The following is a 17,774-nucleotide window of genomic DNA, read 5'->3' as shown; positions in this document are numbered from 1 at the left end:
GTTGAGGCCGGGGGCCTCAACGACAACTCCATGCGTTACGCACGGTGGGTCGGTCGAAATGTTGAGCCGACCACTGATCATATGCCGTACCGCGTGGAGTCGGGACTCCACCCTACAAAAAAAACGCCGCAGTTCTTGCGGCGTCTTTTCTTACTTCTCCAGCACGATCCGCAGCATGCGGCGCAGCGGCTCGGCGGCGCCCCACAGCAGCTGGTCGCCGACGGTGAAGGCCGACAGGTAATCCGGCCCCATCGACATCTTGCGCAGGCGGCCGACCGGGATGGTGAGGCTGCCCGTCACCGCCGCCGGCGACAGGTCGCGCATCGAGGCTTCGCGGGTGTTCGGCACCACCTTCGCCCACTGGTTGTGCGACGCAAGCATGTCGGTGATCTCGTCGAGCGGCACGTCCTTCGTCAGCTTGATGGTCAGCGCCTGCGAGTGGCAGCGCATCGCGCCGATGCGCACGCACAGTCCGTCCACCGGGATGGCGCTGGTACCGAAGCCTTCGCCGCGGCCGAGGATCTTGTTGGTCTCGGCGCCGGCCTTCCACTCTTCCTTCGACTGGCCGTTGCCCAGGTCCTTGTCGATCCACGGGATCAGGTTGCCGGCGAGCGGCACGCCGAACTGCTTCGTTTCGTCGGCGGAGAGACCATGCTGGGTCGCCAGCACCGTGCGGTCGATCTCGAGGATGGCCGAGGCCGGGTCGTCGAGCAGCGGCTTGACCGCGCCGTTGATGGTGCCGAACTGGGTCAGCAGCTCGCGCATGTGCTGGGCGCCGCCGCCCGATGCCGCCTGGTAGGTCATGGAAGTCATCCACTCGACCAGGCCTTGCTGGAACAGGCCGCCCAGGCCCATCAGCATGCACGACACCGTGCAGTTGCCGCCGACGTAGTTCTTCACGCCGCGCGAGAGCGCGTTCTTGATCACGTCAAGGTTGACCGGGTCGAGCACGATGACGGCGTCGTCGTTCATGCGCAGGGTCGAGGCGGCGTCGATCCAGTAGCCGTTCCAGCCGCTGGCGCGCAGTTGCGGGAACACGTCCGACGTGTAGTCGCCGCCCTGGCAGGAGATGATGATCTCGCATTTCGACAGCTCGGCGATATCGAACGCGCTCTTCAAAGTGGTCTCGTTCTTCGCCATTTTCGGGGCGGCACCGCCCGCATTCGAGGTGGTGAAGAACACCGGCTCGATGTGGTCGAAATCGCCCTCGTCCTGCATGCGCTGCATCAGGACCGAACCCACCATGCCGCGCCAACCTACCAGTCCAACCAATTTCATTGTATTCCCCGTTGTTTTGTATCGATTACCCGAGCGCCCGCACCACCGCGTCGCCCATTTGTTCCGTACTTACACGCTGCGTACCATCCTCGAATATATCCGCTGTGCGCAAACCTTGCTGGAGAACGCGCTTGACGGCGGTGTCGATGCGGTCGGCCTGCTCGGCCTTGCCGAGCGAGAAGCGCAGCATCATCGCGGCGGACAGGATGGTCGCCAGCGGATTCGCGATACCCTGCCCCGCGATGTCGGGCGCCGAGCCGTGCGAAGGTTCATACAAACCCTTGTTGTTCGCGTCGAGCGAGGCCGAGGGCAGCATGCCGATCGAGCCGGTCAGCATCGCGGCCGCATCCGACAGGATGTCGCCGAACATGTTGCCGGTGACGATGACGTCGAACTTCTTCGGCGCGCGCACCAGCTGCATCGCCGCGTTATCGACGTACATGTGTTCGAGCGCGACGTCCGGATATTCCTTGTGCACGTCGGTGACGATGTCGCGCCAGAACTGGAAGGTCTCCAGCACGTTGGCCTTGTCGACGCTGGTCACGCGACGGTCGCGCTTCTGCGCCGCCTGGAAGGCCACGTGCGCGATGCGGCGGATTTCGCCTTCGGCATAGCGCATCGTGTCGAAGCCTTCGCGCTGGCCCTTGAAGGGACCGTCCGGGCATTCGCGCACGCCGCGCGGCTTGCCGAAATAGATGTCGCCGGTCAGTTCGCGGATGATCAGGATGTCCAGGCCCGACACGACCTCGGGCTTCAGGGTCGAGGCGCCGGCCAGTTCCGGATACAGGATCGCGGGACGCAGGTTGGCGAACAGGCCCAACTCCTTGCGCAGGCCGAGAATCGCCTGCTCCGGGCGCAGGGCGCGCTCGAGCTTGTCGTATTGGTAGTCGCCGACGGCGCCGAACAGCACCGCATCGGCTTCCTTGGCCAGTTTCAGGGTCGCTTCCGGCAGCGGATGGCCGTGGGCGGCATAGCCGGCGCCGCCGACATCCGCGCGCTCCATCTCGAAGGATTCGCCCAGCGCTTCCAGCACGCGCACGGCTTGCGCCATGATCTCAGGACCGATGCCGTCGCCCGGCAGGATGGCAATCTTCATGTGTTTTTCTTTTTAGATGACGTTGGCCAGCCAGGGCTGGCGGGCAAGGTGACGCTCTTCGAAGGCGCGGATCTCGTCGGCGTGACGCAGGGTCAGCCCGATGTCGTCCAGGCCGTTGAGCAGGCAGTACTTGCGGAAGTCGTCGATCGCGAATTCGAATACGATGCGTCCGTCCGCTGTGCGCAGTACCTGGTTCTCGAGATCCACAGTCAACTTGAACCCGACAGAGGCCTTCACCTCATTGAAGAGCTGGTCGATCTGCGCTTCGGTCAGCACGATCGGCAGCAGCCCGCTCTTGTAGCAGTTATTGAAGAAGATGTCGGCGAAGCTCGGCGCGACGATGGCGCGGAAGCCGTACTGCTGCAGCGCCCAGGGGGCGTGCTCGCGCGAGGAACCGCAGCCGAAGTTCTTCCGGGTCAGCAGGATCGAGGCGCCCGCATAGCGCGGCTGGTTCAGCACGAAGTCCGGGTTGACCGGGCGGTTCGCGCAGTCCTGGCCCGGCTCGCCGTGGTCGAGGTAGCGCCATTCGTCGAACAGGTTGGGACCGAAGCCGGTGCGCCGGATCGATTTCAGGAACTGCTTCGGGATGATCGCGTCGGTATCGACGTTGGCGCGGTCGAGCGGTGCGACCAGCCCTTCGCGTACGGTGAATTTGTCCATGTCGTCGCCTTCCTTCGCTGCGCGGACCGCTTAGCGGCCGCCGGCGCCGGTCACGACCTGGCCGACCTTCTGCACGTCGCGGCCGATGCCGGAGATGGTGTTGCAGCCGGTGAGGACGATGGCGACGAGGGTGAGGACGAATGCTTTTTTCATGATGGGTCTCTTGGTACTTGTTGTGTAAAAATTCAGTTGCTTAGAATGCGCGCACGTCGACGAAGTGGCCGGCGATACCGGCCGCCGCCGCCATCGCGGGCGAGACCAGGTGGGTGCGTCCGCCCTGCCCTTGCCGCCCTTCGAAGTTGCGGTTCGAGGTCGAGGCGCAGCGCTCGCCCGGCTCGAGGCGGTCGGCGTTCATCGCCAGGCACATCGAGCAGCCCGGCTCGCGCCACTCGAAGCCTGCGGCCTTGAAGACCTGGTCCAGCCCTTCGCGCTCGGCCTGTTCTTTCACCAGGCCCGAGCCCGGCACCACCAGTGCCAGCTTGACGTTGGCGGCTCGCTGGCGGCCACGCACGACCTCGGCGGCCGCGCGCAGGTCTTCGATGCGCGAATTCGTGCACGAGCCGATGAAGACCTTGTCGATGGCGATGTCTTCGATCGGGGTGTTCGGCGCCAGGGCCATGTAGGCCAGGGCCTTTTCGATGGCGTCGCGGCGCACCGCGTCCTGCTCGAGTCCCGGATCGGGCACGCGGCCGTCGATCGAGGTCACCATCTCGGGCGAGGTGCCCCAGGTGACCTGCGGACGGATCTGCGACGCGTCCAGGGTCACGACGGTATCGAACTGCGCGCCTGAATCGGTGTGCAGCGTGCGCCAGTAGGCCACGGCCTGCTCCCACTGCTCGCCCTTGGGCGAGAACGGACGATCCTTGACGTAGTCGATCGTGGTCTGGTCCACCGCGATCATGCCGGCGCGCGCGCCTGCTTCGATCGCCATGTTACAGACCGTCATGCGGCCTTCCATCGACAGCGCGCGGATGGTCGAGCCGCCGAATTCGATGGCGTAGCCGGTACCGCCTGCGGTGCCGATCTTGCCGATCACGGCCAGCACGATGTCCTTCGCGGTCACGCCCGGCGGCAGCGCGCCCTCGACCTGCACCAGCATGGCCTTCGATTTCTTGGCCAGCAGGGTCTGGGTCGCCAGCACGTGCTCGACTTCCGAGGTGCCGATGCCGTGCGCCAGGCAGCCGAAGGCGCCGTGGGTGGACGTGTGCGAGTCGCCGCAAACAACCGTCATGCCCGGCAGGGTCGCGCCCTGCTCCGGCCCGATCACGTGGACGATGCCCTGGCGGCGGTCGTTCATGTTGAAATAGGTGAGGCCGAAGCTCTTGGCGTTGGCGTCGAGCGTCTCGACCTGCAGGCGCGAGGTCGGGTCCGCGATGCCTTCGCGGCGGTCGGTGGTCGGCACGTTGTGGTCGGCCACGGCCAGGTTGGCCGAGGTGCGCCACAGGGGGCGATGGGCTTCGCGCAGGCCGTCGAAGGCTTGCGGGCTGGTCACTTCATGGACCAGGTGGCGGTCGATGTAGAGCACAGTGGTGCCGTCAGCGTCGGCACGCACGACGTGCGATTCCCAAAGTTTGTCGTAGAGCGTCTTTAACATGAAGTATCCCGTGGAACGGCCTCTTGAACAGGGCGCTTTTGATTATGCCATAATTGTGCACTGCGGCAGAAGTAAGGCCATTTTGCACATTTCTGCCAATAAATGCCAGCCTATGCAAACATAATTTGCACGCTGAGGGCGCAGTGCAAATAAAAAAAGCCTGCGCTCGGAAAGCGCAGGCTTTTGTTGCAAGGGCGATATTTAGCCCTTTTCACCGAAAAAGTGCGTTTTATGCGGCCATGCGCACCGTGCTGCGGCAGCCGTCCATCAGGAAGGACAGGCCCACCACCAGCACCAGCTCCCCTTCGGCCGAGCGCGCCGTGCCGGTCACGCCTTCGACAGTCAGCGCCGTCATCGGCTTGATCACCAGGTCGGCCGTGCCGTCGACCGCTTCCACCGCGAGGATGTAGGGCTGCGGCGCGTTGATGACGATGCCGACGCGTTCCGGCGCTTCTTCATAGCCGAGCGCACCGGCCAGCGAGCGCACCGGCAGCGGACGGCCCTGGTCCTTCAGCACCGGGGCGCCGCCGACCTGCGAGAAGGTTTCCGGCAGTTCGACCACGCGCTCGACCACGGCCATCGGCAGCGCCAGCGAGGCGCCCGAGGTCGAGACCAGCATCGTCGGCACGATCGACAGTTCGATCGGCAGGCGGATCGCGAACTTGGTGCCATGGCCGAGCGAGGAATCGATGCGGATCGCGCCGCGGTTCTTCTCCACCGCCGTCTTGACCACGTCCATGCCGACGCCGCGGCCCGACACCGACGAGGCCACTTCCTTGGTCGAGAAGCCCGGCAGGAACACCAGCTGATACGCGTCTTCGTCGGTCTGGGCGCCGTTCTCGCCGATCAGACCCTTGTCGATGGCCTTGCGGCGCAGCTTGACGGGGTCCATGCCCTTGCCGTCGTCCTGCAGCACGATCATGACGCTGTTGGCTTCCTGCCAGGCTTTCAGCAGGATGAAGGCCTTGGCGGGCTTGCCTGCGGCGACGCGCTCCTGCGGCGACTCGACGCCGTGGTCGAGCGCGTTGCGCAGCATGTGCACCAGCGGGTCGTACAGGCTGTCGACGACGACGCGGTCGACTTCGGTCTCGGCGCCTTCGATGGTCAGCTCGACGTCCTTGCCGAGGTCCTTCGCCAGCTCGCGCACCAGGCGCGGGAATTTCTGGAACAGGCGGCCGACCGGCTGCATGCGGGTCGCCAGCGTAGCGCGCTGCAGTTCGGCCGAGTAGCGCGAAGCACGTTCCAGGGTTTCGGTGAGCGTGGCCATCAGGGTGGCGGCCTGCCCTTCGAACTTGAACTGCGCCAGGCGTTCGAGCAGCACGGCGGCCTGATTGGCGGCCTGCACCGATTCGCCGGCCACTTCCAGCAGCGCGTCGAGCTTGACCGCGTCGATACGGATGCTTTCGTCCTTGGCAGGCGCGGCGGCGACGGCGCTGCTGTTGCTGCGGCGGTCGACACCGTCCCAGCCGGCCTTGGCGGCCGGTGCGGCCGGGGCAGCCTCGGTGTGCACGGCGGCAGGTGCTTCAGCGGCGGCCTGGACCGGCGCTGCCGATACGGCGGCGGCCGGAATCGCGGCGCTGGCCGGCACGACGGCGTTGTACATGGCAGGCCAGTCGAGGCCATCGTCGCCTGCTGCAGCGGCGGCAACCGGGGCCGGGGCAGCCGGAGCGGGCGCGGCAGCAGCCGGAGCGGCAGCCACGGGCGCCGGAGCGGCCTCGGCCTTGCCTTCGATCGCGTCCATCAGGATGCGTTCCAGGTCCTGCGGCATCGGCGCGAGCTGTTCCGGCGCGGTGCCGTTGTTCAGGTCGTTCAACTGGTCGGCCACGAAGCCCGATGCCTGCAGCGCCGCCTCGATCGACAGCGGGGTGACGGGCGCGGCGCCGGTGCGCAGCGCGTCGAACAGGTTTTCGGTCAGGTGGCAGGCCGCGACCAGCGCGGGCAGGCCCATGAAGCCGGCGCCGCCCTTGATCGTGTGGAAGGAACGGAAGACCGCGTTCAGCGTTTCCTTGTTGTCCGGATCGCGTTCGAGGCGCAGGAGGTGCTCTTCAACATTGACTGCCAGATCCATCGCCTCGACGACGAAGTCCTTGAGCATATCGTCCATTAGAATCCCAGATCGGCAAGAAGGTCGTCGACATTGTCCTGGTCCAGCGCCGCCGACGGCATCGACGGACCGGACATCAGCTGCACGGGGGCAGCTTCCTTTTCGGCCAGCTTGGCGCGCGTCTCGGGCGGCGCGTTGTCGCGCAGCAGCTGGGCCAGCTCGTTTTCCACGGTCTTGGTGATTCCGACCACTTTCTTGATCAGCTGGCCGGTGATGTCCTGGAAGTCCTGGGCCATCATGATTTCCAGCAGGCGCGCCTTTTCGGCTTCGGTCGCGTCCGACACGGCCTGGGCGAACTGGCGCGAGTCGCCGGCGAGGGCCTTGAATTCGTCCAGGCTGAGCTTGCCCGAGAACAGTGCGTCCCAGCGGCCCGACATGTCCTGGGCCTGCTTCGACAGCTTGTCCTGGGCCGGCATGCCTTCGTCGAGGGTGTTGAGCACCTTGTTGGCGGCCTGCTCTGTCAGGGTGGCGACGTATTCCAGGCGGTCCTGGGCGTCGTTGATCTGCGACGAGGCCTCGGTCAGCGCGCGGTCGTAGCCGAGTTCGCGCAGCGAGTCGTGCAGCAGGCGCACGATGCCGCCGAGGCGTTCGTACATGTTCTTGTCGCCCTCGCCTTCGGCTGCGTCGGCGGCAGGCGCGGCGGTCGTGGCCGCGGTGGCTGCAACGGCCGCCGGGGCAGCGGCCTGGCTCGATGCGACCTGGTCGAACAGGGCTTCCAGGTCGTCCTCGTCGGACATGGCGACAGGCGCAGCCGCCGGTGCGGCAGCAGGCGCCGCAGGGGCCGGCGCACTGGCGCGCTGGGCTGCCACTTCCTCGAATAAGGCGTCGAAATCGTCGGCGGCGTCGGTCATAATCCCTGCTTCTCCATATTAAGAATGTCGCAATTGTTGCGTGCGATTGTTACGTGTTTCGGTCCGGTGGATAACGGACTTCCACGCGCGTTTTGCGGGTCGTTGGAAGCCCAAAAATGATTCAGCGAGTGTAGCAGCGTAGTTGCCGTAGGTAAATGTCGGAAAAGGCAGTACGTCGAAATGGACAACGAAACTTAATTCCGCGACAATAAAACCGTGCGGTTCCTGATTATTTTCACAAGCCAGGTGTTGTTTTACAGTCGCGTCGATTGTGCATCGTTTTTATCACGTTCGTGGGGCCCGGTTTGCTGGAGGCAAGCTCATGTTTGACCAAAGTCAACAGCTTGCGCTATCACAAGCAACAGCTCGCTCGCCAGGGCCACAATAGCGTGGCATTTCGGAGGACTCATCATGTACCGGAAAATCCTGATCACCACCGACGGTTCGCTCGTGTCCCAGCACACGGCCTGCGCCGGCGTCAAGTTCGCCCAGCAGATGGGAGCCGAGGTGCTGGCCCTGTTTGTCGCACCCGAGTACCAGTACCCCGTGTATGTCGAAATCATCCCGCCCTCGTATCCGAGCGAGGAGGAATACGTCGAACAGATGAAGCGTACCGGCGAAGACCACATGGGCCGCATCATGCGTTCCTGCGAAAAGGCCGGGCTCGCGCACAGCTGCATGACGGCGTTTTCCGACGCGACGGCCCTCAAGATCGTCGACGTCGCCGAGCAGCAGGGCTGCGACCTGATCTTCATGGGTTCGCACGGACGCAGCGGCTGGGGCCAGATCCTGCTGGGCAGCGTCACGAACAAAGTGTTGTCGCATACGACCAGGCCGGTGCTGGTGCACCGCCTGATCAACGAGCCGGTCGAGTCGTAACGCCCGGTGCCGGCACGCCGCGCGCGGCGTGCATCTATATATAGACGCTGCGGCAGGCCGCGGCGCCAGGGGGAACGCATCTATGATAAGAATCGTCATTGCGGATGACCACACGATCATGCGCGAGGGCCTCAAGCGCATCCTGGACGGTGCGCTCGACGTCGAGATCGTCGGCGAAGCCACCAACGGCTTCGAGGTGCTGTCCCTCGTGCGCCAGGGCGGCTTCGACCTGCTGCTGCTGGACCTGTCGATGCCCGGGCGCAGCGGGGTCGACCTGATCCGCCAGGTGCGCAGCGAGGCGCCCAAGCTGGCCATCCTCATCCTCACCATGCACGAGGAGGAGCAATACGCGGTGCGCGCCATCCGCGCCGGCGCCCAGGGTTACCTCACGAAGGAAAGCGCGGGCACTCAGCTGGTGGGCGCGATCCGCAAGGTGGCTTCGGGCCGCCCCTACATCAGCACCGAAGTGGCCGAGCAACTGGCGCTGAACATTATGGCGCCCAACGAACAATTGCTGCATAAGCAACTGTCGGACCGTGAATTCGAGGTGTTTTCGCTACTAGTCGGCGGCAAGTCGATTACCGAGATCGCCAACAACCTGCACCTGTCGGTGAAGACGGTCAGCACCCACAAGACCCGCATCATGCAGAAGATGGGCATGACCTCGCTGTCGGAAATGGTCCAGTACGCGGTCGCGCACCGCCTGCTGGCGCCGCTGAAGGCCTGAGGCGTTCGGCCTGGCTGCGAAAGGCCTGGTCCAGCAGACCCGATACCGGGAACGTGGCCAGGCCCGACGCAAGGATTCAAAGATGTTTGACATCGCAATTGCATAGTTTGTGCCATACCCGCCACGCACCGCCCGGTGCGCCGGCGTGCAAGCGGGATAAGATAGTCCCATAGCCTCCCTCGAAGACGCCCCGTAGTAGTAAGATTATTCCTACACTCCTGACAGCCCTCCTACCGATACATTCAGCCATTGCTGATACCAATGCCGAACTCGTGTTGGCATACTGAATTCCAGCGTATCGACTTGCTTGCGATCTAATTTTTCTCCGTAAGCCAAGCCTGCCGCTTGATGAATCCTATTGAAGCACCCGGTAGCGGTTCCCCACTGAAACCGCACCTGCTCGAATTCTTCACTGGAGAAAAGCATGCAGTCCCAGCAAACGCCAGATCAACGCAACGCCAGCTCGACCATGCATTCCACCCCGATGGAAGCGGGCCGCCAACGCCAGGGCCGCCTGTGGTCCAACCTGAAAGAAGTCTGCGACCTGCTGCACATCCCGGCCGCCGTCTCGGTCAATTCCGAAGAGTTGCTGTTCCAGCACGTCCAGTTCAAGACGGGCCAGCGCGTGCACACCATCGGCCAGGCTTTCGACACCCTGTACATCGTCAATTCCGGCTTCCTGAAAACGGTGCTGATCGACGAGTTCGGCAACGAGCAGGTCCTGAGCTTCCCGATGAAGGGCGACATGCTCGGCGTCGACGGCATCCACACCCGCCACTACGCATCGGAGGCGGTCGCGCTGTCCGACTGCGACCTGATCCTGCTGCCGTTCAAGAAGCTGACCGCCCTCGGCCGCGTGCACATGGAACTGGAAAACCTGATGTACGGCGTCATGAGCCGCGAACTGGTGCGCGAACAGGCCATGATCGGCATGCTCGGCGCCCTGTCGGCCGAGGCACGCGTGGCCCGCTTCCTGGTCTCGCTGGCCGACCGTTTCGCCGCGATGGGCTACTCGAGCAAGCTGTTCAACCTGCGCATGACGCGCCACGAGATCGGCAGCTACCTGGGCCTGACGCTGGAAACGGTGAGCCGCACCCTGTCGGCCTTTAACGAAATCGGGCTGATCACGGTCGACCAGCGCACCATCGGCATCAAGGACGCCGAAGCGCTCAAGACCCTGCGCCGCCTGCCACCCTCGCGCTCGCGCACCAAGGGTGCCGGCGCCAAGAAGGCCGAGCTGGATGCGGCCGGCGGCGACCAGGTGCTGGCGACGGTGTAAGTTGCGGTATGGCCGGGTTGATCCCGGCAAGGACAAACGGCTCCGACCGTGACGGTTTCAACAAGAACCGCCATGTCGGAGCCGTAATAATTTGGCGCGCCGATCATTCGAAAAGCGAGACGCAAGGGACGTAGGGGTCATTGAGGCCAATGGTCTCAATGACGGGTTCACCGGGCGGGTTCCCCGCCCACCCTACGTCCTCCCTCACCATTCATGCTCGCGGATACGTTGTTGTCTGCAGATGGTGAAACCTTGTCGGCAGGATCGCTACGTTATTCGTCCCGCGACAACACCCCATTATTCACCCGCACCGCATCCCCCGCGCGGAAGCCCGGGTCGTTGTCGAACTGCAGCGTCTGCGTCGCTCCGTTCCCCGAATAGCGCACGACGACTTCATAGCGCTGGCTGCGGCGGGCGTTGCGTTCGATGTTGCGTCCGACCACCCCGCCGCCGACCGCGCCCGCGACCGTGGCCGCAGTGCGTCCGCTGCCGCTGCCGACCTGGCTGCCGAGCAGGCCGCCGACGACCGCGCCGCCCACCGTGCCGAGGTAGTTGCCCTCCCCGCTCACTTCCACCACGTTCACGGCTTCCACCGTCGCGCAGTTGGTGCAATAGCGGGCCGTACGCGGCGCGCTGGTGGCGATCGGGCGTGGCGCGGTGCCTGCCAGCAGCGGGCGGCCCAGCACCTGGGTCGTGTAGCGGCCGTTGGCGCGGATCGTCGCCGTCACCCGCGCGTCCGGGCTGAGCCGGTCGTCGCGGCGGATCGTGTAGTCGGCCGCGTATTCGCCGGGACGCACTTCCGGCAGGAAGAAGACGCCGCGCGCACCGGCCATCGTCAGCTCGACGCGCGCGCCCGGCGTGCCGAAGACCGTGAAGCCGATGTCGTTGCCCGGCGCCAGCTCCTCGCTGCCGCGTACCTCGAAGCGCTCGATGCGGGGCACCGTCGCCAGGTCGCCGCGGCGGTTCGCGCGCGGAGCGCCGTCGCGCACCACCGATTCGGCGAGCACGCTGGTGGCAACGCGGTTGCCGAGGCGCAGGTTGGCCGTGACGCCGCTGGCATTCGTGATGCGGTCGCGGTTGCCGATCGTGTAGCTGCCGACATACTGGCCCGGCTCGGTTTCCGACATATAAACGTTGCGGGTGGCGCCGTCGATGCGCAGGGTCGCGTTGCCGCCCGGCGTGCCGTAGAGGTCGAAATGCAGCTCGACACCGGGCGCCAGGCGCCGCACCTCGTTAACGTTGAAGCCGCGGATGGCAGGCGTGGGAAGGCTGTCGCGCGCATATTGCTGGGCATGGGCAGGAATCGGCGCCAGCGTCAGCGCCGACAGCGGCAGCACTGCAGCCAAGGTGAGCAACAGCGGCGTCGCACACAGGGTGTGGCGAAGTGTCATGGTGGGTCTCCTCGATCGTGGGCCGAACAATTGTTCTGCGATATCTGGAAGGTACGCCAGTGCCCTGGCGACATCAGTACGCTAACGAACGCTGTGCACGGCCTCGCCGGAGGTGACGAAGATGGTGTCGCCCGGCTCGCGCTGGACCACGTGGCCGCCGGTGAAGGAACCGAAGGAAGGCAGGATCATGCGCCCGGTGCCGACCACGAAGCACGGCAGGCGCAGCGAATCGAAGCGCGTCGCCAGCACCCAGGCCGGGTGCACGTGGCCGGCCAGCGCGTAGCCTGCGGTGTCGAGGTCGGGATGGTGGCAGAAGGCGAACGGCCCGACGGCATGCGGCTCGTCCACCAGTTCGATGCCGAGGCTTGCCGCCGGGTCGCCCGCATGCTTGTCGTGATTGCCGCGCACCAGGGTCAGGCGCACATCAAGCCGCGACCGGCGCCAGGCCAGCATCGCCTGCTGGGTGCTCGAGGCATGGGCGGCGCGCGCGTGCAGGAAGTCACCGAGGAAGACGACATGGCGCGCCCCGTGGCGTTCGATCAGCAAGTCGAGGCCGGTCAGGTTTTCGGTGGTGGTCCCGCGCGGCACCGGCACCCCGAGGGCCCGGAAGGAAGCCGCCTTGCCGAAGTGGATGTCGGCAATGATCAGCATCTTTTGCGCCGGCCAGAACACCGCTTTTTCGGGCAGGAGCAGCAGCAGTTCGCCCGCCACCTGGACGGCGCAATACACGGTCGACGCGGTCATACTTCCGCTGCCTTCTCCAGTTCGCGCAGCATGCGCGCGACGCGGTCGTTGAGTTTTTCGGTGCTGACTTTTTCGCGGAAGCGCTCGACCATCAGCGCAAAGCCGAAGGGCGTGGCGCGCTTGACCACGCGGTAGGCGATTTTACGCGCATGCAGTTCGTGCAGGGTGTCGCGCAGGCGGGTCAGCTCGAGCTCCTGCTCCAGCACTTCGCGCTGCGCCTGCGTCAGCAGGAGGTTGCCGGCGTCGTGCTTGCGGAAGACTTCGAAAAACAGCGAGGACGAAGCCTGCACCTGGCGGTTCGATTTCGGCTGGCCCGGATAGCCCTGGAATACGAGCCCGGCGATGCGCGCTACTTCGCGAAAGCGCTGCTGCGACAGCTGGGTCGCGTTCAGGCTCTCGAGCACGTCCTCCAGCAGGCGCTCGGTATCGAACAGCGGCACATCGCTCCCGGTCGCGCCCTTGAACTCCGCTTCCCAGTCGACCGGCTCCGGCGCCATCAGCTCGAAGCCGTAATCGTTGATCGCAATCGAGAAGGTGATCGGCTGCCGGCGCCCGATGCGGTAAGCGAACAGGGACGCGAGGCCCATGTGCACCGAGCGGCCCGCGAAGGGATAGACGAACAGGTGCCAGCCCTCGCGGCTCTTCATCAATTCCAGCACCAGGGTGTCGATCGTGGGCAGCGCCGACCACTTCTGCTGGATCTCGATGAGCGGGCGGATCGCCTGCATCTCCGGCCCGACGAAGCGGCCCTCGGCGGCCTGGCGCAGCTGTTCGAGGGCGGCGTGCGCCAGTTCCGACGACATCGGCATCTTCGCGCCCTGCCAGCGGGCGATCGCCCCGCGGTTGCCGGTGGCGCGCTTCACGAAGGCCGTCATCTCGTGCACGCGGACGAATTCGAGGATGCGCCCGCCGAACAGGAAATGGTCGCCCTGCTTCAGGCGCGAGATGAAGGACTCCTCCATGCTGCCGATGCGCCCGCCGCCCATGTACTTCACCTGGATCGTCGCGTCCGAGACGATGGTGCCGATGCCCATCCGGTGCCGCCTGCCGATGGCCACGTCCGGTACCCGGTAGACGCCCTCCTCGTCCGGCAGCACGCGCCGGTATTCCGGATACACGGTCAGGCTCTGGCCGCCGCGCGCGACGAAATCGAGCGCCCACTGCCATTCCTCTTCGGTCAACGCGCGGTAGGACCAGGCGCTTTTCACTTCCTCGAACAGCTGCTCCGAGCGGAAGCCCCCGCCCAGCGCCACCGTCACCAGGTGCTGCACCAGCACGTCGAAGGGTTTGTTGGGCACATAGCGGCCCTCGATCTTGCGCTCGGCCACCGCCACCTTGGCGCCGGCCGCCTCCAGGATCTCCAGGCTGTTGGTGGGCACCAGCGTCACGCGCGACACCCGCCCCGGCGCGTGGCCGCTGCGCCCGGCCCGCTGCAGCAGGCGCGCGATGCCTTTCGCGCTGCCGACCTGCAGCACGCGCTCGACCGGCAGGAAGTCCACGCCCAGATCGAGGCTGGCCGTGCAGATCACGGCCTTCAGCTCGCCCTTCTTGAGGCCCATCTCGACCCAGTCGCGCACCTCGCGCGCGAGCGAACCGTGGTGCAGCGCGATGACGCCGGCCCAGTCGGGCCGCGCTTCCAGGATGTTCTGGTACCAGATCTCCGACTGCGCGCGCGTATTGGTAAACACCAGGGTCGCGTCGTAGTGCTCGATCTCGTCGATGACGGGTTTGAGCATCTGCAGGCCGAGGTGGCCGCCCCAGGGAAAGCGCGACACGTCCTTCGGGATCAGCGAGTCGACGACGATTTCCTTCTTGGTGTTGCCCTCGACGAGCACCCCGGGCGTATCTCCCAGCAGCACCTTGCGCGCCAGGTCCAGGTCGCCCATCGTCGCCGACACGCCCCACACGACGAGTTCCGGGAGCCATGCGCGCAGCCGCGCCAGCGCCAGCTGCACCTGCACCCCGCGCTTGCTGCCCATCAGTTCGTGCCATTCGTCGATGACGATCATGTCGAGGTGCTTGAACTGCTCCTGCGCCGCCGCATGGGACAGCAGCAGGGACAGGCTCTCGGGCGTGGTGACGAGCGCCGTGGGCCAGCTGCGCGACTGGCGCGCGCGCTCGGCCGAGCCGGTGTCGCCGGTGCGGGCGCCGATGGTCCAGTTGGGCGCGAGCTGCGCTGCCGATTCTTCGAGCGCGCGCTGGGTGTCGGCCGCGAGCGCCCGCATCGGCGTGATCCACAGCACGCGCAGGCCGCTCATGCGTCCTTTCGCCAGCGCCCCGCGTTGCAGGGCGGCGAACCAGACGGCGAAGGTCTTGCCCGCGCCGGTATTCGCATGCAGCAGCCCGGACTGCCCGGCAAGGGCCGCTTTCCACACCTCTTTTTGAAACGGGAAGACCTTCCAGCCGCGCCCGGCGAACCAGTCCTTGACGACGGTCGGCGTCGGCCCGTTCAAGGTTCCGCTCACGGCCGCGCTCACAGTCTTGCTCACGCTTTTGCTCATGCCGCGGCGGCGGCCAGCAGGCCTTTCAGGGTGTCGAGGGTATCGGCATCGTCGACCGTCTTGTCGTCGCGCCGGCGCAGGATGCGCGGGAAGCGCACCGCAATCCCCGCCTTGTGGCGCGAGGACAGCGCGATGCCCTCGAAACCGATCTCGAACACCATCGTCGGCTTCACCGAACGCACCGGGCCGAATTTTTCGATGGTCGTCTTGCGGATCGCATTGTCGACCTGCGCGATCTCGGCATCGGTCAGCCCGGAGTAGGCCTTAGCGAAAGGCACCAGGCGGCGCTCGCCCTCCTCCTCGTCCCACACGGCAAAGGTGTAGTCGGTATAGAGCGAGGCGCGCCGGCCGTGGCCGGCCTGGGCGTAGATCAGCACCGCGTCGACCGAGTAGGGATCGATCTTCCACTTCCACCAGGTGCCGACGTCCTTGGTGCGGCCGACGCCGTACTGCGCACTCTTCGCCTTGACCATCATGCCCTCGACGCCGCGCGCCCGCGACTCGGCGCGGAGCATAGCCAGCGCCTCCCAGGAATCGGCGTGGACCAGCGGCGAAATCTTCAGCTGCGGCTGGTCGCAGGCGGCCACCTGGGTTTCGAGCAGCGCACGCCTTTCGTGCTGGGGCAGCGCACGCAGGTCGACGCCGTCGAGTTCCAGCAGGTCGTAGCAGACCAGCACCGCCGGCAGCTCGGCCAACAGCTTGTTGGACAAGGTCTTGCGTCCGATGCGGCGCTGCAGTTCGGCGAAGGGCGCGGGCGCGTCATTCAGGTGATCCCAGACCAGCACCTCGCCGTCGACCACCGTCCCCTCGGGCAGGCGCACGCTGCACAGTTCCGGGAAGCGCTCGCTGATCAGGTCTTCGCCGCGCGACCACAGGTAGTTCTGGCCGCCGCGCCGCACCAGCTGGGCGCGGATGCCGTCGTACTTCCACTCGACCTGCCAGTCGTGCAAGTCGCCCAGCGCCGCCGGGTCGCCCTGCAGTTGATGCGCGAGGAAGAAGGGATAGGGCTGGCCGCCGCGCAGCTTGTGCTCCTCGTCGGACTGGGCCGCGATCAGCTGCAGGAACTTGGTGGCGGTCGGGCGCACGCTGCCGTCGGTCCAGCCCATCAGGCGCTGGGCGATCAGCTTGCTGTCCACGGCCGCGATGTTGGCCAGGGCGCGCGTGACGAGCAGGCGCGAGACGCCGACCCGGAAGCCGCCGCCGATCAGTTTGCAGAACAGGAAGCGCTCGCGCGTATCGAGCTCGTTCCAGTAGCTGAACAGGGCTTCGCGGATCACCGCCGGGTCCGCGCCGCGCAGCGGGCCGATGCGCTCGGTCATCCATTCGGCCAGGCCGACGTCGCTGCGCTTTTCCGGCGGCGGCAGGATGTGGGCGATGGTTTCGGCCATGTCGCCGACGGCGTGGTAAGACTCGTCGAACAGCCACTCGTCGAGCACCGCGTATTCGATCGCGTACTGGCGCAGCAGCTTGGTCGGCACCGCCTGGCGCGGCTTGCCGCCGGCGAGGAAGTAGACGGCCCAGGCGGCGTTCTCGGGCGCGGCGGTGGAAAAATAGGCTTGCAGGGCTTCGAGCTTGCGGTTGGTGGCAGTGGTTTCGTCGAGCTCGGCGAACAGGCGGGCAAACTCACGCATCGCTCGCCTCCTTCGCCTCCACGGCTTCAGCCGGTTGCGGAGCGATGCCCACATCGTCATCGTCGTCGCCGTATTCGGTGTCGAAGCCGGCCGCGTCCAGTCCCTGCTGGCACAGCCATTTCACCATCACGGGAATCGAGCCGTGGGTGACGATGATGCGCTCGGCGCCGGTGGCGGCGATCGCCGACATCAATCCCGGCCAGTCGGCATGGTCGGACAGCACGAAGCCGCGGTCGACGCCGCGCCGGCGGCGCGCGCCGCGCAGCTGCATCCAGCCGCTGGCAAAGGCGTCGCTGTAGTCGCCGAAGCGCTTCATCCAGGGCGAGCCCGAGGCGGACGGCGGCGCAACCACGATCGCCTGTTTCAAAGCCGCCTTGTCGAGATCGCTCACCATCAGGGTGGGCGGCAACAGGATGCCGCCCTCGCGATAGACTCGGTTCAGGGGCTCGACCGCGCCGTGGCAGACGATGGGCCCGATCGCCGGATCCAGCCCGGACAGGATGCGCTGCGCCTTGCCGAAGGAATAGCCGAAGACGACGCTGCAGCGCCCCTCTTCCGCATTCTTGCGCCACCAGCGGTTCATGTCGTCGAAGATGGATTGCTCCGGCTCCCAGCGGTAGATGGGCAGGCCGAAAGTGGACTCGGTGATGAAGGTATGGCAGCGCACCGGCTCGAAGGGCGCGCAGGTTTTATCGGGTTCGATCTTGTAGTCGCCCGAGGCCACCCAGACTTCGCCCTGGTATTCCATGCGCACCTGGGCCGAGCCGAGCACGTGGCCGGCCGGGTGCAGGGAGATGGTGACGCCGTTGTGCACCGTCGTCGCGCCGTACTCGAGGCCCTCGACGTTGATGTCGCCCAGGCGCGAACGCAGCACGTGCACGCCGCTGGCGGCGGTGAGGTAGCGGCCGTGGCCGTAGCGCGCATGGTCGCCATGGGCGTGCGTGATCACCGCGCGCTCCACCGGACGCCAGGGGTCGATATAGAACCCGCCAGGGACGCAGTACAGCCCCTCCTTGCGCACTACCACCATATCCGCCAT

The 17,774-nt window shown here is 65.9% G+C and carries 15 protein-coding genes; 3 read left to right on the top strand and 12 right to left on the bottom strand.

Annotated features, from left to right (window positions below; translation table 11 throughout):
* Positions 1 to 150: 150 nt before the first annotated feature.
* The 7 genes from asd to ACWCIA_RS22205 all read right to left on the bottom strand — a co-directional run bounded on the left by asd (position 151) and on the right by ACWCIA_RS22205 (position 7,583).
* On the bottom strand, positions 151 to 1,278 hold the full coding sequence (gene asd / locus ACWCIA_RS22235) for an aspartate-semialdehyde dehydrogenase (protein ID WP_454166662.1): 1,128 nt from the start codon (positions 1,276 to 1,278) through the stop codon (positions 151 to 153).
* Positions 1,279 to 1,303: 25 nt separating this feature from the next.
* A complete protein-coding gene (gene leuB, locus ACWCIA_RS22230) occupies positions 1,304 to 2,374 on the bottom strand; it encodes a 3-isopropylmalate dehydrogenase (RefSeq protein ID WP_454166661.1) in 1,071 nt (356 codons plus the stop codon).
* Between the two features lie 12 nt (positions 2,375 to 2,386).
* Positions 2,387 to 3,034: a 3-isopropylmalate dehydratase small subunit gene (gene leuD / locus ACWCIA_RS22225; RefSeq protein WP_454166660.1), complete on the bottom strand. Its 648-nt coding sequence runs from the start codon at positions 3,032 to 3,034 to the stop codon at positions 2,387 to 2,389.
* Between the two features lie 30 nt (positions 3,035 to 3,064).
* Positions 3,065 to 3,187 carry a lipoprotein gene (locus ACWCIA_RS22220; protein ID WP_454166659.1) on the bottom strand — a complete coding sequence of 41 codons (123 nt, stop codon included), beginning with the start codon at positions 3,185 to 3,187 and terminating at the stop codon, positions 3,065 to 3,067.
* 40 nt (positions 3,188 to 3,227) lie between these two features.
* Positions 3,228 to 4,628, bottom strand: coding sequence for a 3-isopropylmalate dehydratase large subunit (gene leuC / locus ACWCIA_RS22215; RefSeq protein ID WP_454166658.1), 1,401 nt, complete (start codon positions 4,626 to 4,628; stop codon positions 3,228 to 3,230).
* Between the two features lie 229 nt (positions 4,629 to 4,857).
* Positions 4,858 to 6,732: a chemotaxis protein CheA gene (locus tag ACWCIA_RS22210; RefSeq protein WP_454166657.1), complete on the bottom strand. Its 1,875-nt coding sequence runs from the start codon at positions 6,730 to 6,732 to the stop codon at positions 4,858 to 4,860.
* Entirely contained in the window at positions 6,732 to 7,583 is an 852-nt protein-coding gene (locus ACWCIA_RS22205; protein ID WP_454166656.1) for a protein phosphatase CheZ, read from the bottom strand. Before ACWCIA_RS22205 ends, ACWCIA_RS22210 begins: the two co-directional genes overlap by 1 nt.
* Positions 7,584 to 7,994: 411 nt before the next feature.
* On the opposite strand from ACWCIA_RS22205, the gene ACWCIA_RS22200 reads away from it, so the two are divergent.
* From ACWCIA_RS22200 to ACWCIA_RS22190, 3 genes are all read left to right on the top strand, one after another.
* Complete coding sequence (locus ACWCIA_RS22200) at positions 7,995 to 8,462, top strand: universal stress protein (protein WP_454166655.1); 468 nt, start codon at positions 7,995 to 7,997, stop codon at positions 8,460 to 8,462.
* Between the two features lie 82 nt (positions 8,463 to 8,544).
* Positions 8,545 to 9,189 carry a response regulator gene (locus ACWCIA_RS22195; RefSeq protein WP_056332929.1) on the top strand — a complete coding sequence of 215 codons (645 nt, stop codon included), beginning with the start codon at positions 8,545 to 8,547 and terminating at the stop codon, positions 9,187 to 9,189.
* A 484-nt stretch (positions 9,190 to 9,673) separates the two neighbouring features.
* Positions 9,674 to 10,468 carry a Crp/Fnr family transcriptional regulator gene (locus ACWCIA_RS22190; RefSeq protein WP_454166663.1) on the top strand — a complete coding sequence of 265 codons (795 nt, stop codon included), beginning with the start codon at positions 9,674 to 9,676 and terminating at the stop codon, positions 10,466 to 10,468.
* 272 nt (positions 10,469 to 10,740) lie between these two features.
* Here ACWCIA_RS22190 and ACWCIA_RS22185 read toward each other — a convergent pair whose 3' ends face one another.
* From ACWCIA_RS22185 to ACWCIA_RS22165, 5 genes are all read right to left on the bottom strand, one after another.
* Positions 10,741 to 11,859 (bottom strand): glycine zipper 2TM domain-containing protein, encoded by a 1,119-nt coding sequence (locus ACWCIA_RS22185; protein ID WP_454166654.1) that lies wholly within the window; start codon positions 11,857 to 11,859, stop codon positions 10,741 to 10,743.
* 81 nt (positions 11,860 to 11,940) lie between these two features.
* The gene (gene pdeM / locus ACWCIA_RS22180) at positions 11,941 to 12,603 is read right to left on the bottom strand and encodes a ligase-associated DNA damage response endonuclease PdeM (RefSeq protein ID WP_454166653.1); all 663 of its coding nucleotides are present in this window, start codon (positions 12,601 to 12,603) and stop codon (positions 11,941 to 11,943) included.
* Positions 12,600 to 15,104 (bottom strand): ligase-associated DNA damage response DEXH box helicase, encoded by a 2,505-nt coding sequence (locus ACWCIA_RS22175; RefSeq protein ID WP_454166652.1) that lies wholly within the window; start codon positions 15,102 to 15,104, stop codon positions 12,600 to 12,602. Before ACWCIA_RS22175 ends, pdeM begins: the two co-directional genes overlap by 4 nt.
* Entirely contained in the window at positions 15,101 to 16,735 is a 1,635-nt protein-coding gene (locus ACWCIA_RS22170; protein ID WP_454166651.1) for an ATP-dependent DNA ligase, read from the bottom strand. Before ACWCIA_RS22170 ends, ACWCIA_RS22175 begins: the two co-directional genes overlap by 4 nt.
* Positions 16,728 to 17,774 carry a ligase-associated DNA damage response exonuclease gene (locus ACWCIA_RS22165; protein WP_454166650.1) on the bottom strand — a complete coding sequence of 349 codons (1,047 nt, stop codon included), beginning with the start codon at positions 17,772 to 17,774 and terminating at the stop codon, positions 16,728 to 16,730. Before ACWCIA_RS22165 ends, ACWCIA_RS22170 begins: the two co-directional genes overlap by 8 nt.

It is taken from the genome of Massilia sp. SYSU DXS3249, assembly GCF_053668055.1.
The sequence above is the reverse complement of the archived record's forward strand: the minus strand, read 5'-3'. Positions and strand labels throughout refer to the sequence as shown.